16 protein-coding genes are annotated in these 18,118 nt (G+C 73.6%); 12 read left to right on the forward strand and 4 right to left on the reverse strand.

From position 1 onward, the window contains the following. The first annotated feature begins 4 nt into the window (after positions 1-4). From ACIP5O_RS32710 to ACIP5O_RS32720, 3 genes are all read left to right on the forward strand, one after another. Positions 5-1,279, forward strand: a complete 1,275-nt coding sequence (locus ACIP5O_RS32710; RefSeq protein WP_401300129.1) for a glycosyltransferase family 4 protein — start codon at positions 5-7, stop codon at positions 1,277-1,279. A gap of 89 nt (positions 1,280-1,368) precedes the next feature. Next, entirely contained in the window at positions 1,369-2,355 is a 987-nt protein-coding gene (locus tag ACIP5O_RS32715) for a helix-turn-helix transcriptional regulator (RefSeq protein ID WP_401300131.1), read from the forward strand. A gap of 291 nt (positions 2,356-2,646) precedes the next feature. Continuing rightward, on the forward strand, positions 2,647-2,862 hold the full coding sequence (locus tag ACIP5O_RS32720; RefSeq protein ID WP_356546052.1) for an I78 family peptidase inhibitor: 216 nt from the start codon (positions 2,647-2,649) through the stop codon (positions 2,860-2,862). Between the two features lie 81 nt (positions 2,863-2,943). Here ACIP5O_RS32720 and ACIP5O_RS32725 read toward each other — a convergent pair whose 3' ends face one another. Beyond that, the gene (locus tag ACIP5O_RS32725) at positions 2,944-3,762 is read right to left on the reverse strand and encodes a phosphatase PAP2 family protein (RefSeq protein ID WP_401300134.1); all 819 of its coding nucleotides are present in this window, start codon (positions 3,760-3,762) and stop codon (positions 2,944-2,946) included. A 471-nt stretch (positions 3,763-4,233) separates the two neighbouring features. On the opposite strand from ACIP5O_RS32725, the gene ACIP5O_RS32730 reads away from it, so the two are divergent. After that, positions 4,234-5,940: an MFS transporter gene (locus ACIP5O_RS32730; protein ID WP_401300137.1), complete on the forward strand. Its 1,707-nt coding sequence runs from the start codon at positions 4,234-4,236 to the stop codon at positions 5,938-5,940. Between the two features lie 42 nt (positions 5,941-5,982). Here the strand turns inward: ACIP5O_RS32730 and ACIP5O_RS32735 are convergent, their stop codons facing one another. Next, entirely contained in the window at positions 5,983-6,414 is a 432-nt protein-coding gene (locus ACIP5O_RS32735) for a cell division protein SepF (RefSeq protein WP_356546058.1), read from the reverse strand. A gap of 372 nt (positions 6,415-6,786) precedes the next feature. Here ACIP5O_RS32735 and ACIP5O_RS32740 point away from each other — a divergent pair, with 372 nt between their 5' ends. Continuing rightward, positions 6,787-8,064, forward strand: a complete 1,278-nt coding sequence (locus ACIP5O_RS32740) for a DUF5685 family protein (protein ID WP_401300140.1) — start codon at positions 6,787-6,789, stop codon at positions 8,062-8,064. A gap of 36 nt (positions 8,065-8,100) precedes the next feature. Here the strand turns inward: ACIP5O_RS32740 and ACIP5O_RS32745 are convergent, their stop codons facing one another. Together ACIP5O_RS32745 and ACIP5O_RS32750 are read right to left on the reverse strand one after the other, a co-directional pair. Continuing rightward, positions 8,101-9,078: an ABC transporter substrate-binding protein gene (locus ACIP5O_RS32745; RefSeq protein WP_401300142.1), complete on the reverse strand. Its 978-nt coding sequence runs from the start codon at positions 9,076-9,078 to the stop codon at positions 8,101-8,103. Next, entirely contained in the window at positions 9,075-9,572 is a 498-nt protein-coding gene (locus tag ACIP5O_RS32750; RefSeq protein WP_401300144.1) for a GNAT family N-acetyltransferase, read from the reverse strand. Before ACIP5O_RS32750 ends, ACIP5O_RS32745 begins: the two co-directional genes overlap by 4 nt. Before the next feature lie 557 nt (positions 9,573-10,129). Between ACIP5O_RS32750 and ACIP5O_RS32755 the strand changes: the two genes are divergently transcribed. The 7 genes from ACIP5O_RS32755 to ACIP5O_RS32785 all read left to right on the forward strand — a co-directional run bounded on the left by ACIP5O_RS32755 (position 10,130) and on the right by ACIP5O_RS32785 (position 18,115). Beyond that, on the forward strand, positions 10,130-10,987 hold the full coding sequence (locus ACIP5O_RS32755; protein ID WP_401300147.1) for an amino acid ABC transporter permease: 858 nt from the start codon (positions 10,130-10,132) through the stop codon (positions 10,985-10,987). Next, positions 10,984-12,789 (forward strand): FAD/NAD(P)-binding protein, encoded by a 1,806-nt coding sequence (locus tag ACIP5O_RS32760; RefSeq protein WP_401300149.1) that lies wholly within the window; start codon positions 10,984-10,986, stop codon positions 12,787-12,789. The genes ACIP5O_RS32755 and ACIP5O_RS32760 overlap by 4 nt, the downstream gene beginning before the upstream one ends. Before the next feature lie 107 nt (positions 12,790-12,896). After that, the gene (locus ACIP5O_RS32765; RefSeq protein ID WP_401300151.1) at positions 12,897-13,793 is read left to right on the forward strand and encodes an amino acid ABC transporter permease; all 897 of its coding nucleotides are present in this window, start codon (positions 12,897-12,899) and stop codon (positions 13,791-13,793) included. After that, positions 13,790-14,590 carry an amino acid ABC transporter ATP-binding protein gene (locus ACIP5O_RS32770; protein ID WP_356546071.1) on the forward strand — a complete coding sequence of 267 codons (801 nt, stop codon included), beginning with the start codon at positions 13,790-13,792 and terminating at the stop codon, positions 14,588-14,590. Before ACIP5O_RS32765 ends, ACIP5O_RS32770 begins: the two co-directional genes overlap by 4 nt. Positions 14,591-14,641: 51 nt before the next feature. After that, complete coding sequence (locus tag ACIP5O_RS32775; protein WP_401300154.1) at positions 14,642-15,616, forward strand: ABC transporter substrate-binding protein; 975 nt, start codon at positions 14,642-14,644, stop codon at positions 15,614-15,616. A gap of 136 nt (positions 15,617-15,752) precedes the next feature. Next, positions 15,753-16,811 carry an LLM class flavin-dependent oxidoreductase gene (locus ACIP5O_RS32780; protein WP_401300157.1) on the forward strand — a complete coding sequence of 353 codons (1,059 nt, stop codon included), beginning with the start codon at positions 15,753-15,755 and terminating at the stop codon, positions 16,809-16,811. A 23-nt stretch (positions 16,812-16,834) separates the two neighbouring features. Then, positions 16,835-18,115 carry an NtaA/DmoA family FMN-dependent monooxygenase gene (locus tag ACIP5O_RS32785; RefSeq protein WP_401300281.1) on the forward strand — a complete coding sequence of 427 codons (1,281 nt, stop codon included), beginning with the start codon at positions 16,835-16,837 and terminating at the stop codon, positions 18,113-18,115. Positions 18,116-18,118 lie beyond the last annotated feature (3 nt).

Raw genomic sequence — 18,118 nt, forward strand, 5'->3', positions numbered from 1 at the left:
CGCGATGCGTATCTCCTTTCTGCTCCACAACGGCTACCACTACGGCGGCACGATCCGCACCACCTTCACGCTCGCCGAGGAGCTGGCGGAGCGTCACGAGGTCGAGATCGTGTCGGTGTTCCGCCACCGCGACCGTCCGCTGCTCGGCCTGCCCGGCGGGGTGACCCTGCGTCACCTCGTCGACCTGCGCAAGAGCAGCCCGGGGTACGACGGGGACCACCCCGACTTCCACCGCCCCGCCGAGGTCTTCCCGCGCGGCGACGGGCGCTGGAAGCAGTACAGCGCCCTCACCGACGCCCGGATCGGGGAGCACCTGCGCGGGGTGGAGACCGACGTCCTCGTCGCCACCCGCCCCGGGCTCAACGTCCACCTCGCCCGGCAGGCCCGGCGCGGCCCCGTCCTGGTCGGCCAGGAGCACCTGACCCTGGAGGGGCACGGCTACCGGCTGCGCCGGGACATCGGCCACGAGTACGCGCTGCTCGACGCCGTCACCACGGTCACCGAGGCCGACGCCCGCGCCTACCGGCGGCTGGGGTTGTCCGGCGTACGGATCGAGGCCGTGCCCAACAGCGTGCCCGCGCCCTCGCTCCCGCCCGCCGACCCGGCGGCGAGGACGGTCGTCGCGGCCGGCCGGCTGACCCGGGTCAAGCGCTACGACGTGCTGATCGACGCCTTCGCGGAGGTGGCCGGGGACCACCCCGACTGGAAGCTGCGGATCTACGGCTCCGGGGACGCCGTCCAGAACTTCCGGGAGCCGCTCGCCCGGCGGATCGAGGAGCGGGGCCTGGGGGAGCGGGCCTTCCTCATGGGGCCGGTCACCCCGCTGGAGCCGGAGTGGGTCAAGGGCTCGATCGCCGCCGTGACCTCGCAGCGCGAGTCCTTCGGCATGACCATCGTGGAGGCGATGCGCTGCGGCCTCCCGGTGGTCTCCACCGACTGCCCGCACGGGCCGCGCGAGATCATCGAGGACGGGGTCGACGGGCGGCTCGTGCCGGTCGACGACGTGGCGGCGTTCGCCCGGGCGCTGCGCGAGCTGATCGAGGACGACGAGCTGCGGGCGAAGACGGCGCGGGCGGCCCTCGCCGCCTCCGAGCGCTTCGACCCGGCCCGGATCGCCGCCCGGCACGAGGCGCTCTGGACGGAGCTCCTCGACCGGGGCGCGTCCCGGCGCACGCACTCTCCGGCGCGGGCCGCGCTCCACCGGGCCGTGGGCCGGGCCGTCGACGCCGGCTACGCCCAGAAGGCGCGGGCGGGCCGTCTGGTCCGCCGCTTCCGCTGACCCGGCCGGAGCGCCTTCCGCCGATCGCCGGGGCGCCCGGTCCGCATCGAGGACAGCGGCTGTCCGCGAGGGCTGCCAGACTCGGGCGCATGGTGGAGACCTCCGCACGGCTGCTGCGCCTGCTCTCACTGCTCCAGGCCCATCGCGAGTGGTCCGGCGCCGATCTCGCCGACCGGCTCGGCGTCACCCCGCGCACCGTGCGGCGGGACGTCGACCGGCTGCGGGAGCTGGGCTACCCGGTGCACGCCAGCCCCGGCACCGGTGGCGGCTACCAGCTCGGGGCCGGGGCGGAGCTGCCGCCGCTGCTCCTCGACGACGAGGAGGCCGTGGCGGTCGCCGTCGGCCTGCGCGCCGCCGCCGGGCAGGGCGTCGAGGGCATCGGCGACAGCTCCGTACGCGCCCTGGCCAAGCTGGAGCAGGTCCTGCCGGGCCGGCTGCGGCGGCGCGTCGGGGCGCTCAACGCCTTCACGGTCCCGCTGCTGCGCACGCCGAACGAGCGGGTCGACCCGGCGGTCCTCACCGAGCTCGCCCACGCCTGCCGGGACAGCGAGCGGCTCCGCTTCGCCTACCGGGACCACGGCGGCTCGGCCACCCGCAGGACCGTGGAGCCGCACCGGCTCGTCTGCACCGAGCGGCGCTGGTACCTGGTCGCCTGGGACCTGGACCGGGCCGGCTGGCGCACGTTCCGGGCCGACCGGATCGAGCCCGCCCCGCCGCACGGCCCCCGCTTCACGCCCCGCGAACCGCCCGCCGAGGACCTGGCCGCCTACGTGGCGAAGGGCGTGTCCAGGAGCGCCTACGCGACGGAGGCGACGGTCCGGCTGCTCGTGCCGCTCGCCGAGGCCGCCGCGGCCGTCGGCCCGCTGGACGGCGTCCTGGAGGCCGACGGGGACGCGGCCTGTCTGCTGCGCACGGGGGCGCACGGCCTCGACGTCCTGGTGTTCCACGTGCTGATGCTGGGCTTCGACTTCGAGGTGGTCGAGCCGCCGGAGCTCACCGGGCGGATCCGGGACCTCCGGGACCGCCTGTCCCGCGCCCTCGACCGCGCGGACGGCGGGTCCCGTACGGACTCCTGACCCCCGTGCCGGGGTGTTCGGGCGGCGTAAGCATTCTGTAAGGAAAGAGTGAGCGCCCCGCGCGGACGCCGCCGGAACAATTCCGGAAGTCCGCGCGGCGAGAGGTAATGCTCCGCGTTCCGTCGGCGCTCCCCGCTCTCCGCCGAGAAGTGCCGGACATTCTCCGGAAATCGCCGGAGAAGTGGGGGAGAAGTGGCGGACGTCCGGCCTTCCGGGTGACGTGCGACACGGCAAACCGATGTCGAGAACTTGTGACACAAGCGTGACCGGAAAGGGACTAACGTGAGGTTCATGGCACCCACACCGCGCACTCCCGAACCGCCCCGCGACGCCCCCGAGTCCTATGTGGGCCTCGACGCGGAAGGCGCCGAGCAGCTCGCCAGGACCCGGGGCTGGAGCGTCGTCCGCGCCCTGCCGCCCGGCTCGATCATCACCATGGAGTACCTCGCCGGGCGCATCAACTTCGAGGTCCAGGACGGCGCCGTCACCCGCTGCTGGCTCGGCTGACGCCCGGGACCGTCCCACGCACACGGAAGGGCCCCGGCCGGTCGGCCGGGGCCCTTCCGTTCGTACGAGGGGGGGTGGGGATCAGCCCCCGGTCGCCGGGGTGCGCCGGCCGCCGGCCACCCCCACGGGCTCCCGGACCGGCTCCTCGGGGCCGGGCGGGCGGGTCGGGAAGAACCCCGGCCGGGGCCCTCCGGACGCCACCGGCAGCGAGGGCACGAGCCGGCGCCGGTCCCGCAGCCGCTCCCGCAGCCGGTCGCGCGCGGCGAGGATCCACGACTCCGCCACGGCCAGGACCGGCTCGCACCAGGGCAGCGCGAGCAGCACGAGGAGGCCGGCCGCCCAGCCGAGCAGGACGTCGCTCAGCCAGTGGGTGCCCAGGTAGACGGTGGTGAGGCCGACGCCGAGCGCGACCACGGCGGAGAGCGCCGACAGATAGCGCCGGGCCCGCGGGGTGGTCGCCAGATAGGCCAGGATCCCCCAGGTCACGACCGCGTTGGCGGTGTGCCCCGAGGGGAATATGTCGCCGCCCGCGAAGAGCTCGGCGGAGCCGACCTGCGTCGCGTAGTGGGGCCCGAGCCGGCCGAGTCCGAGCTTGACCGAGCCGACCGAGACGTTGAGCAGCAGAAGGGCGGCGCCGAGACACAGCAGGGGGCGCAGGGTGTGCTGGCGCCAGGAGCGCCAGCCCAGCCAGGCGGCCACCATGACGGCCGTGGGGCCGCGCTGACCGAGGACGACGTAGTAGTCGAGGAAGGCGTGCAGCTCCGGCCACTGCTGGTAGGGCCGGAACAGCATGATCTTCCAGTCGAGGGTCACCAGCCAGGTCGACAGCAGGACCGCCACGACGATGGCGAGATAGAACGCCGACGTCCCGCCGAAGAGGGCGAGACGCGTGCGGGTCATCCCCGGGACCTCTATCTTCGGCGGTTCCGGCTCCCGGTCCAGCCGGGCAAAGATGTCGGTACGCACCCAATCGACGTTACAGGGAGTGAGAAGCCGACCCCGTCAAACCGCTCCCTTCGTGATGACGATGTGATGTTGAGCGGCTCGCGAAGGACGGCTCATTACCGGCGTCCGTCCGGAAATCGGATGACCTGCCGACCCATTCCCCGAAGGCGTATTCCGGATGAATGTTTGAACGTCCGGGAATTGTTCCGCGCGATCGGCCCCGGGGAATTCCCCGCGATCCGCGCGCCGCCCCGAGTGGCGTACGCCACACCCGGGGCCCCGGCGGGGTGAGAGGTGCGCCACGCGCTCGACGCTTGAACTCGCGTACGCTGGCGACTCGCTCGCCCGTCGATGCCGGGCCGCCCCGGGGAGGCAACCCCCGGTCGGGGCCCACCGAGCGCGAGAGTCCCACCGGGAGGTACGTACATGTCGCGGACGAACACGGCCCCAGCACGCCCCCGTGCCGCCGCGGGCGGCGGGGCCAACCGCTGGGTCGTCCTCGTCGTCCTCTGCGTCAGCCTCCTCCTGGTCGCCCTGGACGCGACCATCCTCCACGTCGCCGTCCCCTCGCTCACCGAGGACCTGCGCCCCAGCTCCACCGCGCTGCTCTGGATCGTCGACGCCTACCCCCTGATCTGCGCCTCGCTCCTCATCCTCTTCGGCACCCTCGGGGACCGGGTGGGCAGACGCAGGGTCCTGCTGCTCGGTTACGCGCTGTTCGGCGCCGCCTCCGCGGTCGCCGCCCTCGCCACCGAGCCCTCCGTCCTCATCGCGGCCCGCGCGCTGCTCGGCGTCGGCGGCGCCATGATCATGCCCGCCACGCTCTCCATCCTCCGGGCGGTCTTCCCCGACCGGCGGGAGCGCGCCACCGCCATCGGGGTCTGGACGGCGGTCGCCGCGGTCGGCGCCGCCACCGGACCGGTCCTCGGCGGCTTCCTCGTCGAGAACTACTGGTGGGGCTCCGTCTTCCTCATCAACATCCCGCTGATGGCCCTGATCCTGCCGCTCGGCCGCCGCCTCCTGCCCGAGTCCCGGGGCGCGGCCGACGGCCCCTGGGACGTCCTCGGCGCCCTCATGGCCGCGGCCGGCGTGCTCGGCTGCGTCCTCAGCGTCAAGCGCGCCGGGGCCGGCGACCCGCTGCTCGCCCTGCCCACCGCCGGGCCGCTGCTGCTCGGCGCGGCGCTCCTCGTCCTCTTCGTGCGGCGGCAGAAGCGGCGCCCGCACCCGCTGGTCGACACGGGGCTCTTCGCCCGCCCCGCCTTCACCACCTCGGTCGGCTGCATCGTCCTGGCCATGCTGGCCCTGGTCGGCCTGGAGCTCATCGCCGTCCAGTACCTCCAGCTCGTCCTCGGCCTCAGCCCCCTGGAGACCGGTCTGCGGCTCCTGCCGCTGACCTTCGCCGCCATGGCGGCCGGCGCCACCGGCTCGTACACCCTGCGCCGGATCGGGCCGCGCCGGATGGTCGGCTGGGGCTTCGTGCTCACGGCCGGGGCCGTGCTGCTGCTAGTCCTCATGGGGGAGCACGACCGGCCGCTGCTGCTCACGGCGGGCTTCGTGCTGCTCGGCTTCGGCCTGCAGACCACGCTCTTCTCGGCGTACGAGTCGATGCTCAGCGAGGCGCCGCAGAAGAGCGCGGGCGGCGCGGCGGCGATCGGGGAGACCTCGTACCAGCTCGGCGCCGGGATGGGGATCGCGCTGCTCGGCAGCGTGATGAACGCGGCGTACGCCCCCGGTCTCCGCACGGTCCCCGGGGTGCCCGAGGAGGCGGGCCGGGCCGCCGGGAACTCGCTCGGCGAGGCCTACGAGGTGGCCGACCGGCTCGGCGGCGCGGCCGGCGCGGCCCTGCACCAGGCCGCCCGGCACTCCTTCGTGAACGGCCTGCACGTCACGCTCTGCGTCAGCGCCGCACTGCTGCTCGCCGGGGCGCTGATGGCCCTGCGCCTGCCCCGGGTCATGGAGTGTCCGGTGGATCCCGGGGGTTCCGGGGACTCCGAGGCCGGGGAGCGGTCGGCGGTCGACGGTCCGGCGCGGTCCGTGGAGCACGCCCGGAAGGCGGGGCCGTCCGGGACGCGGGTGCCCGCGAGCCGGGAAGCGGTCGAGCCCGCCCGTTCGGGAGGACGTCCGGCGCGCTGATCAGGTCCGCCGGGAGGTGCCCGATCGGGCCGGCGGACCCGGTCAGCTCTGGTTGAAGAAGCCGTCCTGCGGGCGTCGGCCGCCCTCGCTGACGATCTGGGTGTCGGCGGGGGTCAGCAGGAAGACCCGCGTCGCCACGCGCTCGATGGAACCGCGCAGGCCGAAGGCGAGGCCGGCGGCGAAGTCGACGACGCGCTTGGCGTCGTCCGGCTCCATCGCCGTCAGGTTCACGATGACCGGGACGCCGTCCCGGAAGAGCTCGCCGATGCCCCGGGCGTCCCGGAAGCCGTCCGGGGAGACGGTGGCGATCCGGCGGCCCCGGTCCTCGGCCGTGTCGGTGGCCACCCGGACCCGGGGGTCCGTCACCCAGGCGTCGCCGCTCTCGGCACCGTCGGCGTACTCGTCGTCGTAGTAACGCTCGTCGCTGTCCTCGACGAGTCCCAGCCAGGCACTCGCCTTGCGCACCGATCCCATCGACGCCTCCTTTCAACGCGGTCACTTGTGGTTCCGCATGTCCCCATCGTCGTCCATGATGCGGATCGCGCGCCAAGTGGATAAGCGCCGTGCAGGGGATTCGTGACGGTACTGGTGCAGAACGTGAGGGCCGTTTCCTGGCGATTCGTCAGGAAACTTGCGGTATGCGGGTCCTGGCGAGGGGCCATGCAGATGAAAATATGAAAGTCGTGCCGGAAGAGTGACGACGGGCGCGTACGGGCGAACGGGACCGCTCGCTACGATGCCGCGAGGCCGCTCGACGGCCCTTCGTACGGCCCTCCGTACGACCTTGCGCACCGCCTTCCGGACGCCTCTCGGGGCGGTCGGGGGCCACGACTCACGGGGGAGTCCTTGTTCGGAATCGTCAGACCCTGCACGCACCGGCTCACCGACGGCCTCAAGACCGCGTGGACGGCCCACCTCTGCGGCCTCTGCCTGGCCCTGCGCGCCGACCACGGCCAGTTCGCCCGGGTCGTCACCAACTACGACGGGCTCATCGTCTCGGTCCTGACGGAGGCTCAGACCGGCGCCGTGGCGAGCGGCCGGCGCACCGCGGGGCCCTGCCCGCTGCGCGGCATGCGGACCGCGCCCGTGGCCCGGGGCGAGGGGGCCAGGCTCGCCGCCGCCGTCTCGCTCGTCCTCGCCTCGGCGAAGGTGCGGGACCACGTCGCCGACCGGGACGGCCTGTTGGCCCGCCGGCCCGTCGCCGCCGCGGCCCGCCGCGTCGCCCGCTCCTGGGACCGGGCCGGGGCCAGGACCGGCCGCGCCCTCGGCTTCGACACCGCCGTCCTCGTCGACGCCGTCGACCGCCAGACCGGCATCGAGGCCCTCGCCGGACCCGGCACGCCCCTGCTCGCCGTCACCGAGCCGACCGAGACCGCGACCGCCGCCGCCTTCGCGCACACCGCCGTCCTCGCGGGCCGCCCGGAGAACGCCGCACCCCTCGCCGAGGCCGGCCGCCTCTTCGGCCGGCTCGCCCACCTCCTCGACGCCGTGGAGGACCAGGCCGCCGACGCGGCGAGCGGCGCCTGGAACCCGCTCACCGCGACCGGCACCTCCCGCGAGGAGGCCCGCCGGCTCGCCGACGACGCCCTGCACGGCATACGCCTCGCCCTGAAGGACGCCCGGTTCGCCGACGGCAAGCTGGTCCACGTCCTGCTCGCCCACGAGCTGCGCACCTCGGTGGACCGCGCCTTCGGTACGACGACCTGCTCGCACGGGGCGCACGGCGCCGGACAGGGGCCGGTGCCGGGGAACCCGTACGCCCCCCGGGGGCCGGGCCCCGGCAACCCGTTCGCGCCCGGACCCGGCGGCCCCGGCGGACCGGGCGGGCCCTACGCCCCCGGGCCCGGCGGTCCGGGCGGCCCCGGCGGACCGTTCCCGCCCGGACCTCCCGGCCGGCGCGGGCTGATCGCCGGCTGCGCCCTCTGGGTCGGCCTCGCCTGCACCTGCCAGATGTGCTGCGGGACGTACGAGGACCCCTGGAGCCGGCAGCGGCGCGAGGGTCTCTGCGGCCAGTGCGACCCCGGCAACTGCTGTGACTGCTGCGACTGCTGCAGCAACTGCTCCTCCTGCTGCGAGGGGGACGGCTGCTGCTGCGGCGACTGCAACTGCGGCTGCGACTGCTGACGGCCCGTCGGGACCTCCCCGCCACCCCCCGTACCGCTACTTCTCCGGTGCCGGGAGCTCCGGCGGGGAGATCTGCGAGCGCTCGATGCCCGAGCCCGTCACCCCCCACTTCCTCAGGATCCGGTCGTACGTCCCGTCGGCCTTCAGACCGTTCACCGCGGCCTGGAAGGCCGGCGCGAGCGATGTGCCCTTCTTGAAGGCGAAGCCGACGTCGAGGCGCCGGTACTCGTTGAGGAACTTCATGTTCTTCTGCTGCGTCACCGCGTACCGCAGGCCGTTGATCGTGCTCATCACGATGTCGCTGCGTCCCTGCTGGAGCGCCATCCAGACGGCCCCGACCTCGTTGTAGACGTTGATCTCGTACGGCTTCTTCCCCGCCTCCGCGCACCGGCCCTTGTTCTTCTCCAGGGTCCGCTCGAAGGTGGTGCCGGCGTCCACCGCCACCTTCAGGCCGCACAACTGGGTGAGGTCGGTGATCTCCTTCAGCGGACTGTCGGCCCGGGTCGCGAAGCCCTGCCCGTCGTTGATGTACGTGACGAAGTCGATCGTCCTGCGCCGCTCCTCGGTCACGCCGAAGTTCCCCGAGCCCACGTCGTACTTGCCACTGCCGAGGGCCGGCAGGATCGCCTCGAAGCCGACGGCCTCGCGCTTCAGCTCCAGGCCCAGCGCCTTCGCCACCGCCCCGGCGAAGTCGGCGTCCACCCCCACCACGGTCCTGCCGTCCGGCAGGTAGGCCGAGCTGGGCGGGGTGGCCACGGAGGAGGCGATCGTGAAGCCGCCCCGCTGCCGCACGTCGGCGGGGAGCAGCTTCGCCGCGGCCTCGTTCTTCTTCACCCCCGCCACCACGTCCTCGGTGGGGAGCGCGCCCTTCGCCGCGCCCGGGGCGCCCGGGGCCCCGGCCGGCGCGGTCGCGGGATCGCCGCCCGCGCAGGCGGTCAGGCCGAGCGCGGCCACGGTGATCAGGGCGAAGGCCAGGGTGGTGCGGGCGGGGCCGGAACTCGTGCGCGTACTCATGGCTTCGGGTTCTCCAGGAATTTCTCGAACGGCAGCGGGCCGATCGTCTCGGGATCGGCGGACACGTCGAAGAGCGGGCGGTAGCCGCTCGCCAGATAGAGGCCCCTGGCCTCCGGCTGGCGCGGCCCGGTCGTGAGATGGATCCGGGAGTAGCCGCGGGCGGCGGCCTCCCGTTCGAGCGCGGTCAGGACGCGGCGGGCGAGCCCGCGCCTGCGGTGCGCCGAGTGGGTCCAGATCCGCTTCAGCTCGGCGGTGTGCTCGTCGTAACGGCGGTAGGCGCCGCCCGCCACGGGCACGCCCTGCTCCAGGAGGAGCAGGAAGGTGCCGTGGGGAGGGGCGAACTCCTCCACCGGATAGCGGCTCAGGTCCTCCGAGGAGCCGTACCGGGTCGTGTACTCGTACGCCAGCTCGTCGAGGAGCGGGCGCGCCAACGGGTCGTCGGCCGTGGTCCGGCGCACGGACAGCGCGGACTCACGGCTGGGCGTGAGAGGCATGCGTCTCTTTCGGGCGAAGAGAACAGAGAAAAGGAAAGGGAAGAGCGAGGGGAGGGGAGCTCAGTGCCGCACAGGTGAAGGAGACGCCGGCGGCGTCAGGACGGACACCACGGGCGGGAGGAAAGCGGAAGGAGACGCAGAGGGTCGGCTCAACAGGAAGAGGACCACACGCGACCGAAGTCGATGTGGGAGCGCGTGACCAGCTGCTGCGAATGCATGGGCCCAGTGGAACAGGCATCCGTTTCCCCGTCAACCACGACGAGACGAACGGCTCATATTCCGGACGGACTTGACAAGCCTCCGCTCGACGGCCGTAGCCTCACAGGGCGGACACCGGGCTGAGGGGCCCGGCTCCGCGCTCACCGCTCGCCGTGCGTGTGAAGGCGCACCCCGTGCGAACGCCCCGCGCGTTCCCCGTGTGAACGTCCCGCGTGTCCCCGCACCGACGCCCGCCGCGTTCCCCCGCGAACATCCCGGCGCCGTCCCCGTGGACACCGTCCGCGTTCCGTGCGCACTCCCGTGTTCGATCCGCCCCCTGGCATCCACGGAGCCTTCGCATGTCGACACCCCTCGCCACCCTCGCCAAGGAGGCCGCGGCCCCGCCGCCGGCCGAACCGTCCCTCCGGATCGTCCCCACCCGCCGCGCCGGGCAGTGGGCCGCCGCCGGCGTCGTGATCGTCCTGCTCGCGCTCGGACTCGTCTCGGTCGTCCGCAACGAGGCCTTCCAGTGGGACGTCGTCGCCCAGTACTTCACCTCCGCGTCCGTCCTGCGCGGCCTCGGCCTGACCCTGTGGCTGACCGCCCTCGTCATGGCCCTCGGCTTCGCCCTCGGCACCCTGCTCGCCGTCCTCAGGCTCTCCGCCAACCCCGTTCTGCGCTGGGTCAGTTGGGGCTACATCTGGTTCTTCAGGTCCACGCCGATCCTGGTCCAGCTGCTCTTCTGGTTCAACATCGGCATGCTCTACCCGCAGATCCTCGGCGTGAACACGGTCAACCTCCTCGGCCCCGTCGCCGTCGCCGTCATCGGCCTCACCCTGCACGAGGCCGCCTACGCCGCCGAGGTCGTGCGCGGCGGCATCCTCTCCGTCGACCGGGGCCAGATCGAGGCCGCCGAGTCCCTCGGCCTCGGCCGGTGGCGCCGGCTCTCCCGGATCGTCCTCCCGCAGGCCATGCGCGCCATCGTCCCGCCCGCCGGGAACATGCTGATCGGCACCCTCAAGGGCACCTCGATCGTCTCCGTGATCGCCGTCCAGGACCTGCTCTACTCCACCCAGCTCGTCTACCACCGCACGTACGAGATCATCCCGCTGCTCCTCGTCGCCACCCTCTGGTACGTCGCCGTGACCTCGGTGCTCGGCGTCGGCCAGTACTACGTCGAGCGGCACTACGCCCGCGGAACGGGCGGCGCCCGATGAGCACCCGCCCCTCCCTCGTCGTCGTGGGCGCCGGGCCGCGGGGGACCGGCTTCCTCGAACGGCTCGCCGCCAACCTGCCCGAGCTGTACGGCGACCGGCCCCTCGACGTCCACCTCGTCGACCCGCACCCGCCCGGCCCCGGCCGGATATGGCGCACCGAACAGTCCCCGCTGCTCTGGATGAACTCCCAGGCCGAGGACGTCACCATGTTCACCGACGAGACCGTGCACCTCGAAGGCCCCGTCCGGCCCGGCCCCACCCTCGCCGAATGGGCCGGCATCGACGGCCGCACCTTCCCCACCCGCCCCCTCCAGGGCGCCTACCTGCGCTGGGCGTACGAGCGGGCCCGCGCCGCCCTGCCCCCCTCCGTCACCGTCCACGAGCACCGCGCCAGCGCGCTGCGGATCGGCGGCCCCCGCGAGGGACGCCAGCGGGTCTGGCTGGAGGGCTCCGCCGTGCCCCTCCCCGCCGACCTGGTCGTCCTCACCGTCGGCCACCTCGACGCCGAACCCGACCGGGAACAGCGGGCGCTCGCCGACTTCGCCGCCCGCCACGGCCTCGTCCACCTGCCGCCCGACTTCACCGCCGACACCGACCTGAGCGCGCTCCGCGCCGGCGAACCCGTCCTCGTCCGCGGCTTCGGACTCGCCTTCGTCGACCTGATGGTCCTCCTCACCGAAGGCCGCGGCGGCCGGTACGAGGGCGAGGGCGACGACCTCGTCTACGTGCCCTCCGGCCGGGAGCCCGTCCTGCACGTCGGATCGCGCCGGGGCGTCCCGTACCACTCGAAGATCGGCTACGCCCTCGACGGCGAACGGCCCCCGCTGCCCCGCTTCTTCGGCACCGAGCAGACCGACGCCCTGCTCGCGCGCGGCGGCCCGCTCGACTTCCGGCGCGACGTGTGGCCGCTCGTCGACAAGGAGCTCGGCTGGGCCCATTACCACCGCCTCTTCTCCACCCACTCCGAACGGACCGCGCTCCCCTGGAGCGACTTCGAGAAGGCCTACGAGGCGGCCGAGCCGCTCGGCGCCGAACTCGCCGCGCTCGTCGCCGACGCCGTCCCCGACCCCGCCGACCGGCTCGACCTCGACGCCCTCGACCGCCCCCTGGAAGGAGCCCGCTTCGCCTCCGCCGAAGCCCTCCAGGAGGGACTGCGCGGCTACGTCACCGCCGACCTCACCCGCCGCCACGACCCCGCCCACAGCGCCGACGCCGCCGTCTTCGCCGGACTGCTCTCCGTCTACGGACAGCTCCTGCGGCTCGGCACGCGCCTGGACCCCGGCGGCTGGTGGCACGGCTTCTTCAGCTACCTCGCCTCCGGACCGCCCGGACCCCGGCTCCGCCAGCTCCTCGCGCTCTCCCGCGCCGGCGTCGTCCGCTTCCTCGGCCCCCGCGTCGCCGTCGAGACCGACGAGGAACGCGGCCTCTTCCGGGCCTCCTCCGAGGCCGTGCCGGGGGAGTGGACCGAGGCCCGCGCCCTGGTCGAGGCCCGGCTGCCCGACCCCACCCTGGAGCTCACCGGCAGCCCGCTGCTGCGCGCCCTCCACGAGGAGGGGGCCCGCGCCACCGACAGCGGCCTGCTCGTCGTCGACCCCGTCGACGGCCGGATCCTGGAGCGCGACGGACGCCCCCACCCGCGCCGCTTCGCGCTCGGACCGCACACCACCGCCCGCGCCGGCGGGGCCTTCACCCGTCCCCGCACCGGCGGGGTCGCCTTCGGGCAGAACGACGTCACCGCGCGCGCCGCCCTCGCCCTCCTGTGCGACCTGGAGTGTCGCCTCCCGGCCCCGCTGAGCGCCTGACCGGCGCTTTCCTCCCGTACCCCGTACCCCGTACCCCGTACTCCGCCGAGCGCCCGACCGGCCGCTCCCCTCCCGTACCCCGCCCGCACGCCTCCCGAGGAACCGCCATGGCTCTCACCAGCGATCCACCGGTCGACCCGCTCACGAAGGAACCGGCCGCCCCCGCCGCGCCGCCGGCCACCGGCCTCGTGGTCGTCCCCGTCCGCCACCCCTGGCGCTGGGTGGCCGTCGCCGCCACCGCCGTCCTGCTCGTGCAGTTCGCCCACGGGCTCGTCACCAACCCCGGCTGGGAGTGGGACGTCTTCGCCGCGTTCTTCACCACCGAGACGATCCTCAAGGCGGTCTGGGTCACCCTCCAGCTCACCTTCCACGGCACCGCCCTCGGCTTCGCGATCGGCATCGTGGTCGCCTTCATGCGCCTGTCGGCCAGCCCCTTCCTGCGCTCGGTCGCCTTCGGCTACATCTGGGCCTTCCGCTCCATCCCGCTCATCGTCCAGCTCCTCTTCTGGTTCAACCTCGCCTACCTCTACAAGGAGCTGAGCGTCGGCATCCCCTTCGGGCCGAGCTTCTTCTCCTTCGACACGATGGGCCTGGTCGGCGAGATGAGCGCGGCCGTCCTCGGACTCGCCCTGCACCAGGCGGCCTACGCGGCCGAGATCGTCCGAGGAGGCGTACTCGCCGTGGACGAGGGCCAGTTGCAGGCCGCCGCCTCCCTCGGCATCCCCAAACTCCGGCAGGTGCGGCGGATCATCCTGCCGCAGGCGATGCGCTCCATCCTGCCCAACGCCGCCAACGAGGTCATCTCGCTCTTCAAGGGCACCTCGATCGTCTCCGTCATGGCGATCGGCGAACTCTTCTACCAGGTCCAGGTCGTCTACGGCCGCAACGGGCGGGTCGTCCCGCTCCTGATGGTCGCCACCGCCTGGTACATCCTGCTCACCACCGCGCTCTCCGTCGTCCAGCACTACGTCGAACGCCACTACGCGAAGGGGAGCACCCGATGAGCTCCGCCACCACCGTCGAGAAGACCCCCGCCGACACCACCGCCAAGGTCGAGATCCGGGCCGTCCACAAGAACTTCGGCGCCCTGCACGTCCTGCGCGGCATCGACCTCGACGTGCGGGCCGGCGAGGTCACCGTCGTCCTCGGACCCTCCGGCTCCGGCAAGTCCACCCTCCTGCGGACCATCAACCACCTGGAGAAGGTCGACGGCGGCACGGTCAGCGTGGACGGCGTCCTCGTCGGCTACCGGCGCTCCGGGAACAAGCTCTACGAGCTGCGCGAGCGCGAGATCCTCAAGCAGCGCACCCGGATCGGCTTCGTCTTCCAGAACTTCCACCTCTTCCCGCACCTGACCGTCCTGGAGAACGTCGTCGAGGCCCCCGTCTCGGCCCTCAAGCGCCCCCGCAAGGAGGCCGAGGCCGCGGCCCGGAAGCTGCTCGAACGCGTCGGGCTCGCCGACAAGGCGGAGGCGTACCCCAAGCAGCTCTCCGGCGGACAGCAGCAGCGGGTCGCCATCGCCCGCGCGCTCGCCCTCGAACCGGGCCTGCTCCTCTTCGACGAGCCGACCTCCGCGCTCGACCCCGAGCTGGTCGGCGAGGTCCTCGACGTCATCAAGGACCTGGCCGCCACCGGCACCACCATGATCGTCGTCACCCACGAGATCGGCTTCGCCCGCGAGGTCGCCGACACGGTGGTCTTCATGGACGAGGGCCGGATCGTCGAGCAGGGCCCGCCGGCCGAGGTGCTCGACAGCCCGCGCCACGAGCGCACCCGCGCCTTCCTCTCCAAGGTCCTCTGACCCGCCCTTCCCTCCCTTCCTTTCCCTCCCTCTCACGACAGGAGCATCACCATGAAGACCCGCCGTACCCTCCTCACCGCCCTCGCCTCGCTCACCGCCCTCGGCGTCCTCACCGCCTGCGGCTCGGGCGAAGCCGCCACCAACGAGGTCAAGCCCGAGGGGAAGAAGGGCAACGGCATCAACCTGAGCCCGGAGCAGAACCGCGTCCACACCGCCAAGGTCGACGCCATCGCCGCCAAGCTCCCCGCGGCCGTACGGGAGAGAGGCACGCTCGTCCTGGGCGTCTCCGCGTCCAGCAATCCGCCGCTCGCCTTCCGCGCCACCGACGACAAGACGCTGATCGGCGTCGAGGTCGACATCGCCACCCTGGTCGCCGACGCCCTCGGCCTGAAGCCCGAGTTCAACGCGGTCTCGTGGGAGAACCTCTTCGTCGGCCTGGACAGCGGCAAGTACGACGGCGTCTTCTCCAACGTCACCGTCACCGAGGAGCGCAAGGACAAGTACGACTTCGCCACCTACCGCCTGGACGACCTGGCCTTCGAGGCCAAGAAGGGCTCCGGCTGGACGGTGAAGGGGCCCGAGGACGTGGCCGGGAAGGCGATCGCGGTCGGCTCCGGCACCAACCAGGAGAAGATCCTCGTCGACTGGTCCGCGCAGAACGAGAAGGCCGGGCGCGAGCCGGTCGACATCAAGTACTACCAGAACACCTCCGACTACTACCTGGCGCTCCAGTCCGGCCGGATCGACGCCTACCTCGGCCCCAACCCCGTCGCCGCCTACCACGTGCTCTCGGCGGGCCGGACGGAGGTCGTCGGCAAGTTCTCCGGGGCGGGCGCCGGGCTCCAGGGCAAGATCGCGGCCACCACGAAGAAGGACAGCGGGCTCGTCGCCGCCTACGCCGCCGCGCTCGACCACGTCATCCAGAACGGCACCTACGCCCAGGTCCTCAAGCGCTGGGGCCTCGACGGCGAGTCCGTCCCGAAGTCGGAGATCAACCCGCCCGGCCTGCCCCGCACCGAGAACTGACCCGCTCCGCGAGAACCGCGACGGGGCCGGTCCGCCCGGCCCGGCCCCGCGCCGCGACCGGCCGGACCGGCCCCGCACCGCCCCGCTCACCGGCCGGACCGGCCCCCACCGCGCGAACCCTTCCGAGAGAGACCGCATGACCAGCACCCGACCGCTCCACCTCGCCGCCGAGCTCGCCCCGGGCTCCGGTCCGGCCGCCCCGGGCTCCGGCCGGGCCGCCCCGGGCCCGGAGACCGCCGCCCGCACGGTCGCGCTCGCGCGCCTCGCCGAGGCCGCCGGGCTCGACTTCCTCACCCACGACGACTCCTTCGCCCGGCCCGGCCTCGACGCGCTCGCCGTCCTCGCCCGGGTCGCCCCGGAGACCCGCTCCGTCGGCCTGGTGCCGACCGTGACCACCACCCACACCGAGCCCTTCCACGTCCAGGCCGCCGTCGCCACCCTCGACTGGGTGAGCCGGGGCCGGGCGGGCTGGCGGATCGACGTCTCCCCGACCGGCGCCGAGGCCCGGCTCTTCGGCCGCCGCCCGGCCCCGCCCACCGCCGAGCTGTGGCAGGAGGCCGGCGAGGTCGCCGAGGTCTCCCGCAAGCTCTGGGACAGCTGGGAGGACGACGCCGAGATACGGGACGCGGCGACCGGACGGTTCGTCGACCGCCGCAAGCTGCACCACGTGAACTTCCAGGGCGCGACCTTCTCGGTCAAGGGCCCCTCGATCGTCCCCCGGCCCCCGCAGGGCAACCCGGTGACCGTCGTCGACGCCACCCGCCCCGCCGCCCGGGAGACCGCCGCCCACCACGCCGACGTGGTCCTGATCGGGGCCGCCACCGCCGAGGAGGCCGCCGCGCTCCGCGCCGAACTGCACCGGGGCGCCCGCGCCCACGGCCGGGACCCCGGACAGCTGCGCGTCCTGCTCACGCTGGCCGTCGACCTCGACGCGTACGAGGGCGGGCCCGGGGCGCTCGCCGGACTGATCGCGGACTGGCACCGGGGCGGGGCCGTCGACGGCTTCCACCTCGTACCGGCCGTCCCGGAGCGGGACCTGGCGCGGTTCGCCGCCGAGACCGTGCCCCTGCTCGCCGACCGGGGCCCCTTCCGCACGGCCTACGAGGGCACCACCCTCCGCGACCACCTGGGCCTGGTCCGCCCCGGGAGCCAGTACGCCGCCGGCGCGCGCGCCAGGACGGGAGCGGGCGCGTGAGCACCCCGGGACCCCGCAAGCGGATCCACCTCGCCGCGCACTTCCCCGGCGTCAACTCCACCACCGTCTGGGCCGACCCGCGCTCCGGCTCGCAGATCGACTTCTCCTCCTTCGCACACCTCGCCAGGACCGCCGAGCGCGGCCTCTTCGACTTCTTCTTCCTGGCCGAGGGGCTGCGGCTGCGCGAACACGCGGGCCGCATCCACGACCTCGACGTCGTCGGCCGGCCCGAGTCGATCACCGTCCTGAACGCGCTGGCCGCCGTCACCGACCGGCTCGGTCTGGCCGCCACGGTCAACGCCACCTTCAACGAGCCCTACGAACTGGCCCGGCGGCTCGCCTCGCTCGACCACCTCAGCGCGGGCCGGGCCGCCTGGAACGTGGTCACCTCCTCGGACGCCTTCACCGGCGAGAACTTCCGGCGCGGCGGCTACCTGGACCGCGCCGACCGGTACGTGAGGGCCGCCGAGTTCCTCGCCACCGCGCGGGAGCTGTGGGACTCCTGGACCCCGGAGGGCACCCCGAAGCCCTTCGCCCACAGCGGGCCGCAGTTCCGGATCGACGGCGAGTTCACCGTCCCGCGCTCCCCGCAGGGGCACCCGGTCGTCATCCAGGCCGGGGACTCGCCCGAGGGCCGCGAGTTCGCCGCCTCCGGCGCCGACGTCGTCTTCACTCGGCATTCCACCCTTGAGGCGGGCCGGGAGTTCTACGCCGACGTCAAGGGCCGGCTCGCCCGGTACGGCAGGGAGCCCGGCGACCTGAAGATCATGCCGGGCGTGACGTACGTCCTCGGCGACACCGACGCCGACGCGCGGGAGAAGGCCGACGAGATCCGCCGGCAGCAGGTCTCCCCGCAGAACGCGATCCTCGCCCTGGAGCAGGTCTGGGGCCGCGACCTGTCCGGCTACGACCCCGACGGGCCGCTCCCGGACGTCGACCCCGACCCGGACTCGACGCTCGTCCAGGGCAGGGTGCGGGTCGCCGACCCGGTCGGCGTCGCCCGGAAGTGGCGGGCGCTCTCCGAGGCCGGGGGGCTCTCGATCCGGCAGACCGTCATCGAGACCACCGGCAGGCAGTCCTTCGTCGGCAGTCCGGAGACGGTCGCGGCGGCCCTGGAGGAGTTCGTCGCCACGGACGCCGCCGACGGCTTCATCCTCGTCCCGCACCTCACTCCCGGGGGCCTCGACGACTTCGTCGACCGGGTCGTCCCCCTGCTCCAGGAGCGCGGGGCCTTCCGCACGGAGTACACCGGCACGACGCTCCGGTCCCACCTCGGGCTCCCCGAGCCCGTACGAAAGGGTTGAGAA

It is taken from the genome of Streptomyces sp. NPDC088915 (genome assembly GCF_044749825.1).
Classification (GTDB): Bacteria; Actinomycetota; Actinomycetes; order Streptomycetales; family Streptomycetaceae; genus Streptomyces.

Excerpts from the sequence above, each read along its gene's own strand:
- ACIP5O_RS32730 (WP_401300137.1), top strand. The coding sequence starts at position 4,234 with ATGTCGCGGACGAACACGGCCCCAGCACGCCCCCGTGCCGCCGCGGGC.
- ACIP5O_RS32780 (WP_401300157.1), top strand. The coding sequence starts at position 15,753 with ATGACCAGCACCCGACCGCTCCACCTCGCCGCCGAGCTCGCCCCGGGC.
- ACIP5O_RS32750 (WP_401300144.1), bottom strand. The coding sequence starts at position 9,572 with ATGCCTCTCACGCCCAGCCGTGAGTCCGCGCTGTCCGTGCGCCGGACC.
- ACIP5O_RS32765 (WP_401300151.1), top strand. The coding sequence starts at position 12,897 with ATGGCTCTCACCAGCGATCCACCGGTCGACCCGCTCACGAAGGAACCG.
- ACIP5O_RS32760 (WP_401300149.1), top strand. The coding sequence starts at position 10,984 with ATGAGCACCCGCCCCTCCCTCGTCGTCGTGGGCGCCGGGCCGCGGGGG.
- ACIP5O_RS32720 (WP_356546052.1), top strand. The coding sequence starts at position 2,647 with ATGGCACCCACACCGCGCACTCCCGAACCGCCCCGCGACGCCCCCGAG.
- ACIP5O_RS32710 (WP_401300129.1), top strand. The coding sequence starts at position 5 with ATGCGTATCTCCTTTCTGCTCCACAACGGCTACCACTACGGCGGCACG.
- ACIP5O_RS32775 (WP_401300154.1), top strand. The coding sequence starts at position 14,642 with ATGAAGACCCGCCGTACCCTCCTCACCGCCCTCGCCTCGCTCACCGCC.
- ACIP5O_RS32755 (WP_401300147.1), top strand. The coding sequence starts at position 10,130 with ATGTCGACACCCCTCGCCACCCTCGCCAAGGAGGCCGCGGCCCCGCCG.
- ACIP5O_RS32770 (WP_356546071.1), top strand. The coding sequence starts at position 13,790 with ATGAGCTCCGCCACCACCGTCGAGAAGACCCCCGCCGACACCACCGCC.
- ACIP5O_RS32715 (WP_401300131.1), top strand. The coding sequence starts at position 1,369 with ATGGTGGAGACCTCCGCACGGCTGCTGCGCCTGCTCTCACTGCTCCAG.
- ACIP5O_RS32745 (WP_401300142.1), bottom strand. The coding sequence starts at position 9,078 with ATGAGTACGCGCACGAGTTCCGGCCCCGCCCGCACCACCCTGGCCTTC.
- ACIP5O_RS32725 (WP_401300134.1), bottom strand. The coding sequence starts at position 3,762 with ATGACCCGCACGCGTCTCGCCCTCTTCGGCGGGACGTCGGCGTTCTAT.
- ACIP5O_RS32735 (WP_356546058.1), bottom strand. The coding sequence starts at position 6,414 with ATGGGATCGGTGCGCAAGGCGAGTGCCTGGCTGGGACTCGTCGAGGAC.